Raw genomic sequence first — 6,979 nt, 5'->3', positions numbered from 1 at the left:
TCGCAGATGTCAGGTCTTTTACTGCTGCCGTAATATCCGCATCACTTAGTTCCTCCACCAGTTCCTTTGCTCTCTGGATCACAGAATCCGGAACACCGGCAAGCTTGGCAACCTGGATACCATAACTTTTGTCTGCGCCGCCCTGAACGATCTTACGCAGAAATACAATATCGTCCCCTTTTTCCTTGACAGCAATACAGTAGTTATTAACTCCCGGAATTTTACCCTCCAGTTCAGTAAGCTCATGATAATGGGTGGCAAATAATGTCTTTGCACCACAAAGCTTTGTATTGCTGATATGCTCGATCACAGCCCAGGCAATGGCAAGACCGTCAAATGTACTGGTGCCACGTCCGATCTCGTCAAGAATCAGAAGGCTTCTTGCAGTTGCATTCCTCAAAATATTGGCAACCTCTGTCATCTCTACCATAAAGGTACTCTGACCACTTGCCAGATCATCAGAGGCACCCACACGGGTGAAAATCCTGTCAACAATTCCAATGTTTGCTTTTTCAGCAGGGACAAAGCTTCCGATCTGTGCCATCAGTACGATCAGGGCAGTCTGTCTCATGTAGGTAGACTTACCTGCCATGTTCGGACCTGTGATAATGGATACCCTTTTCTTATGGTTATCCAGATATGTATCATTCGCAATAAACATATCGTTCTCTATCATCTGTTCCACAACAGGATGACGGCCGTTTTTAATATCTATCACACCTGTTGTATTTGTCTTCGGACGTACAAAATGATTTCTTTCCGCAACCAGTGCAAGAGAAGCAAACACATCCAGTGCAGCCACTGCCTTGGCAGTCTTCTGGATCCGCATAACTTCTTTCCCGACTGCATCTCTCACATCACAGAACAGTTCATATTCCAGAGCATACAGCTTATCCTCTGCCCCAAGGATCAGGTCTTCCAGTTCTTTTAACTCCTGGGTAATGTATCGCTCTGCATTGGTAAGCGTCTGTTTACGGATATAATTATCCGGCACCAGATCTTTAAAAGTATTGGTGATCTCCAGTGAATAACCAAATACGCGATTATATTTGATCTTCATTGTTTTGATGCCTGTACGCTCCCGCTCTTTGGCCTCCAGTTCTGAAAGCCATTTCTTACCATCTGTCCTGGAACGGCGGAATTTATCTACATCTTCATTATAGCCCTCTTTAATAATGCCTCCATCCTTCTGTGCAAGAGGCGGATCTTCCACGATGGCACGTTTGATCAGATCTGTCACATCCTCCAGCGAATCCATATCCTCATAGATTTTCTGAAGCAGAGGTGTTTTAAATTCTTTTAAAACCTGTTTTATATAAGGAAGCATTTCCAGCGAAGAAGCAAATGCGATCAGATCTCTTGGATTCGCAGATTTATAACTGATACGGCTGATCAGTCGTTCCAGGTCATAAACAGGTCCCAGATATTCCCTGATCTCATCCCGGAGCATTCCGTTTTTATTTAACTCTTCCAGTGCTTCCAGACGTTGTTCAATCTCATCTCTGTCGATCAGTGGCTGTTCCACATAACTGCGGAGAGTTCTGGCTCCCATTGCTGTTTTTGTCTTATCCAGTACCCAGAGAAGAGAACCTCTTTTCTGTTTCTCTCTCAGGGTTTCCACAAGTTCCAGATTTCTGCGGCTGGAACTGTCGATAAGCATATATTTCTCTGCTGCATAGGGACGGATAGTTGTCATATGGGACAAGGCTGTCTTCTGGGTTTCTTTTAGATATAAGAAAAGAGCTCCTGCCAGCAATGATCCCGCAGTCATAATCACCAACGCCCAATCCCTCCAGAGAACCTACATGAAAATGATCTTTTAGTGTGCGGCGGCACAACTCGTCATCGAAATACCAGGAATCCAATGAAAAAACACAGATCCCAAGACGGTTCTGCAAGTCATCTGTATCTATATTAGACATATAAAAAGAATCATTACAGATAATCTCTGCAGGAACAAATTTATTGATCTCATCAAGAAGTTTCTGAGGTTTGTCCACCTCTGTAAGGAAACAGTCACCTGTTGTAATGTCTGCAATAGCGCATCCGAAATGTTCTTCCATAGACACAATAGACATCAGGTAATTATTCTTTGTCTCATCAAGAGCAGCAGCATCCAGTGTGGTTCCTGGGGTTACGATCCTTACAACCTCACGCTTTACCAGTCCTTTGGCTTTTTTAGGATCCTCTACCTGCTCACAGATTGCTACCTTATGTCCTCTCTCGATCAGACGATTGATATAAGTCTCCGCAGCATGATAAGGGACACCACACATGGGTGCCCTCTCCTCTAATCCGCAGTCTTTTCCTGTAAGGGTAATCTCCAGTTCCCTGGTGACAAGTAATGCATCATCAAAAAACATTTCATAAAAATCTCCCAGACGGTAGAATAAAATGCAGTCTTTATATTGTTCCTTTGTCTTGCAGTATTCCTGCATCATCGGACTCATTGCCATTTAATTGTTATCTCCTATCTTCATAACAGCTCACTGCTGTTTTTTATCTCATATATATTGTATTTTTGACATCTTAAGATTTTAACATGAATAAATAGAAGATGCAAGATAGAGTATAAACATTTATTCTATCATGTTGACTATATGTTACTAAACATCCTCCTTCACCATCCCTTTATAATTTATTTCAGCGTAGTCACGATCAGTTTACTTTCCAGGGCAGCTGCGATCATATTATCAGGGATATCTTTGGATACCACACTTCCTGCGCCAATCACTACATTGTTTCCGATTGATTTTTTACTTTTGCAGATGCTATAATTATAGTATTCTCATATATGGAAATCTATCAGAATAGTCTTTGATTTTTATAAAAATCGTACACGAGGTGAGCTTTTTGGATTTAATCAGAACAGAGCTTATGCCGGATTCCTCAGAAGTCGTTTCCTAGTAAGTGCTGCCAGATTTTTAAGCATTATATGCAACAGTCACCGGTTGACTTTCTGAATGCATACAGGTTGAAAATCAGCTGTCAGCTTCTGTGTACCACCCGGAAAAGTATTACGGAAATTGCCATGCTGTGTGGATTTAATCACCTGAGTTATTTTTCCAAATATTTTATGGAGTGTTATGGATGTACACCAAGGGAATACCGTGTACTTCATGATTCACATCATATTTGTTATTGTGATAAAACCACAATATTAGACATATCTGCGTGATAATTTCCTGATGATCCGGGATGGGGATGGTAAAGATGCAGAAGAACTGGCTTCTTCCCTGTGCAGGTATTATGAGGCTCGTAACCGTGAGGATATGGACAGACTACCGCGTGTGACTCGAGAAAATGTTCTGATCCTGAAGTATTATTCCTTTGAGAATTATTTCCTGGATCCGAAGATAATGGAAAAAATCGGAGTGATAAAAAGTGAGGATGATTTCTACGAAATCCTGTTGAAAAAGTGGAATGAATATCTATACAAATTAAAAAGCGGTCAGCATCTCACAGAAATGATCGGCCATGCTCTCAAAAATACTACAGATATCAGAGAACATATGGAAGAAATCCGTATCTGTCTCCGCGGACATAATTTATATGATATCTTTTACGGAAGATTCCGTAAAAACGAAACTGAAATCCTCAAATCCTATATAGAGGAGGCTCCAAGGGATACTTTTAAAGATATTCTGGATGCAATTGACCGTTTTGTTTATTTTGAGAACAGAAAAAAATAATTCATGAAGAGGGATGCCACGCATGGCATCCCCTTTTCATCAGGAAACGGTCATTACTTTTCCCATAAACAGTATTTCGTTATTGCTCCTGTCATAGATCAGGAAGGCAAAAGGACGAGTGAGTTCCACATTTTTGATAACTGGTTCTTTCTCCTCTACAGCTGACATACATTCCATGATAACTGCTGTCACCGCTGCTGCTTTCGTGCCGTTTTCATCCAGTTCCAGTTTTGTTTTCTGCAGTATCGTATCTACATTTACATTTTTGTCTGCAATACCGGAGAAATCAGCGTTGCTGGAAAATATATTATCAAGCCCCAGGCTTGAGAGTATGTCATTTAGGATGGCGGTAGTCTCAAAATCAAGTTTTGGCATCTTACATTGTACTTCGTCATACTCTGGCTGAGATTTCAGGAGTCCACCAATATCCAGATCCTCAAGTGTAAAATCGCCTTCATCGACAGGCAGGATTCCGACAAAACTCAGTCCGTTTGCATACTCTCTGTCAAATGCTGTTGCCTTATCATTTTCATAATACCTGTCTCCGGCACAGGTCATGTATTTTGTCTTTTCATTGTTTCCAAACTTCTCTTCTGTATCAGAAACATTCCAGGGTTCTCCACTCCATCCGGACTCAAAATATAGTGAATTAGTTAAGCACAGTCCGGTAGTATCATTGATCAGATCCGGGGTTATGATTTTCGGGATCAGCCCTTCCGTATTTTTGTCACACCAGGAATTAATGATACCGCATGTTTTCTCTGCAGCGGAAAAATCTACATTTTCCACTTCCGCCCCAAAACCGTTCGTTACTGAATTTTTAAATTCTTCCTGTAATGTCAGATTATTATCCACCCAGACTGCATCTGCAATCTTTAATTTTGACTTATATCCGTAACTCTCATCTTCAGTATTATATTCTTTAATCTTGTTCAGATATTCCTTTGCATAAGATGCAAAATCATCGGTTCCCAGGTAATTACATAGAACTTCTTTTGTCTCTCCTTCTGCACCTTCTGCGATCATGCCCAGCGCAAAATTAAGGCTTGTGGGACTGAACATAATATTTTCTCCATTGACTGCCGCAGAGATTTGGTCTGTCATTTTTACGGAATTCTGTAATGTCACGGCTTTGTCGATACTGGCTCCTTTATTACCGGACACCGTGTCTTCATTGCTGCTTTGGATTTCACTGGCTTCTGCGGAACCGGCATATATGCCGACAGCTGGCAGCGCGACAGTCATAGCTGCCAGTATTCCGATTAAGAGTTGTTTTCTTATCATAAGGCATTTCCTGCCACTCAAAGCGTGTGCAAATATACGCACATCGAGATAATGTAGACTCTCACGAGTTCTACTTACTACTTCATCGTGTATGCTTTGGATTGAACGAGATCATATCTACTCACAGGTTCTTGTACACTCCATAGTCGTAAATTCCCGAAATAGCCTTCGGTACATACTCACGTTTGCGTTTCGTTATGCAATTTCGTAAGTCGTGACATCTCTCAGATTTAAAGCAGCATTGAAATCCCTATCTTCGACATAACCACAACTGCATTTAAAGATCCTATCTGAAAGTTTTAAATCTTTCTTGACAGCACCGCAACAGTGACAGGTTTTAGACGATGGATACCATCTATCTACTACTCGAAGTTCAATTCCTTTTTCCCTGCATTTGGCTTGAAGTTTTGTTCTAAATTCATAAAACTTCTGTGATGCAACTGCTTTTGAAAGATGTCTGTTTTTCATCATGCCTTTTACATTTAAGTCTTCAATCGTTATATAAGATGGTTTGGTTTTTACTATCTCAGCGATTGTTTTGTTAATGTAATCAGTGCGGATATTATCTATCTTATGATGAAGTTTCTGTACCTTGCGCTTTTGTTTTTGTAAATTTGCTCTTTGAGTGGACTCTCCTTTCTTTAAATTTTCATATTTTCGCGAGAGACTTCTCTGTTTCCGAATAAGTTGTTTTTCAAGCTTTTTAAGTCTTGCTGATCTGTTAATGTTCTTATAAGTTTTACCATTAGAAACAATGGCGAATTCCTTTAATCCAAGATCAATGCCTATTCCCTCATTAGGATCATCAGTTATTTTGTTATCAGGGATCTCTACAAGAACGGAAACATAAAATCTGTCAGCTTTTATTGAAACGGAACCGCTTTTAATAACATATCCATCTTTTGTGGTTGGGATATATCCTTTTTCTTTGATACGAACCCAGCCAAGTGACGGGATGTTGATCCTATGTCTTTCGCATCGACAATCTTTTGGATTATTCTTTACAAAATACATCTTCACATCAGATCTGCCTTTCTTTTTGAAATTAGGAAAGGCACTTTCATGATTGAAAAATCTTGTAAATGCGGTCTGTCCGTTGTTCACTGCCTGCGTTACTGCTTTTGAATAAGCTTCCTTGATCCATGAATACTCCGGATGTTGTGGAAGATATTCATTATTAAGCCAGACTCTGAACTTATTGCTGCTCATAAATTTTTCGCCATTATTATAAAGTTCTTTATTATGAGCAAGATAGAAGTTGTAGATAAACCTGCAAGTTCCTATTGTCTTACGGATCTTGATCTTCTGTTCCTCTGACGGGTTTATTTCCGTCTTGAAGCTCTTTCGCAATTTCCTCATCCCTCTCTATTTGTTTTTTATACTTACGAAGTCCATACAGCCTGCAAGAGAAAACATGAAGGATCGAAACAATATCCTGTACAAGTTCTTCTTGTGGTGATAGTTCTTCATTATTGACTGCCACTATGGTCGTATTGAACTTCATACAGAATTTTTCAAACCAATCATAACCAAATCTGATAAATCTATCTTTATGGGTGATTATTATGGTTTTGATTTTTCCCTCCATTACTGCATCTAACAGTTTATTCCATTCTTTACGGTTATAATTAAGACCACTTCCATAATCTTCAATACATTGATCAACAATAATTCCTTTAGCATTACAAAACTGTCGTAAAAACGCGACTTGATTTTGTAAATCATCTTTTTGATTTCTTGTAGACACTCTTGTATAAATAACCACTTGTCGCATATCATTTTCGGTATTTATGCCTTTGAATTGAAGATATTGGTCGTAAGTGTAATAACGTCTATCAGTTGGGGTTCGGTCTGCCTTTAGAATCCCTTCTCTGTCCCAGCGTTGTAATGTCTTAACGGATACGCCTAACAGTTCCGCAAAATCTTTTGGCTTATAATTTGTGATATTTGATGTGTTCATAACCTTTTACTCCTTTGAGTATATTTAAACACATTTAATCCTG

Annotated in this window: 4 protein-coding genes and 2 pseudogenes; 2 read left to right on the top strand and 4 right to left on the bottom strand. The window is 39.6% G+C overall.

Annotated features, from left to right (window positions below):
• Positions 1-2,456: pseudogene (mutS, locus tag AC075L_RS06415) on the bottom strand (DNA mismatch repair protein MutS); the annotation flags it as partial.
• A 428-nt stretch (positions 2,457-2,884) separates the two neighbouring features.
• On the opposite strand from mutS, the gene AC075L_RS06410 reads away from it, so the two are divergent.
• Both AC075L_RS06410 and AC075L_RS06405 read left to right on the top strand, forming a co-directional pair.
• Positions 2,885-3,178 carry a helix-turn-helix transcriptional regulator gene (locus tag AC075L_RS06410; protein ID WP_319017571.1) on the top strand — a complete coding sequence of 98 codons (294 nt, stop codon included), beginning with the start codon at positions 2,885-2,887 and terminating at the stop codon, positions 3,176-3,178.
• Positions 3,168-3,692, top strand: a pseudogene (locus tag AC075L_RS06405) (OLD family endonuclease); the annotation flags it as partial. The gene AC075L_RS06410 and the pseudogene AC075L_RS06405, both read left to right, overlap by 11 nt.
• 39 nt (positions 3,693-3,731) lie before the next feature.
• Here AC075L_RS06405 and AC075L_RS06400 read toward each other — a convergent pair.
• The 3 genes from AC075L_RS06400 to AC075L_RS06390 all read right to left on the bottom strand — a co-directional run bounded on the left by AC075L_RS06400 (position 3,732) and on the right by AC075L_RS06390 (position 6,921).
• The gene (locus AC075L_RS06400) at positions 3,732-4,976 is read right to left on the bottom strand and encodes a serpin family protein (RefSeq protein WP_020993915.1); all 1,245 of its coding nucleotides are present in this window, start codon (positions 4,974-4,976) and stop codon (positions 3,732-3,734) included.
• A 195-nt stretch (positions 4,977-5,171) separates the two neighbouring features.
• Positions 5,172-6,335 (bottom strand): RNA-guided endonuclease InsQ/TnpB family protein, encoded by a 1,164-nt coding sequence (locus tag AC075L_RS06395; RefSeq protein WP_044952123.1) that lies wholly within the window; start codon positions 6,333-6,335, stop codon positions 5,172-5,174.
• Complete coding sequence (locus tag AC075L_RS06390; protein ID WP_167338119.1) at positions 6,265-6,921, bottom strand: IS607 family transposase; 657 nt, start codon at positions 6,919-6,921, stop codon at positions 6,265-6,267. Before AC075L_RS06390 ends, AC075L_RS06395 begins: the two co-directional genes overlap by 71 nt.
• Positions 6,922-6,979: the final 58 nt, after the last annotated feature.

This window comes from Blautia sp. ZXY-1-B12 (assembly GCF_056339915.1).
Note: the sequence above shows the minus strand (reverse complement) of the source record. Positions and strands in the feature narration are given on the sequence as shown.

Excerpts from the sequence above, each read along its gene's own strand:
- AC075L_RS06400 (WP_020993915.1), bottom strand. The coding sequence starts at position 4,976 with ATGATAAGAAAACAACTCTTAATCGGAATACTGGCAGCTATGACTGTC.
- AC075L_RS06395 (WP_044952123.1), bottom strand. The coding sequence starts at position 6,335 with ATGAGGAAATTGCGAAAGAGCTTCAAGACGGAAATAAACCCGTCAGAG.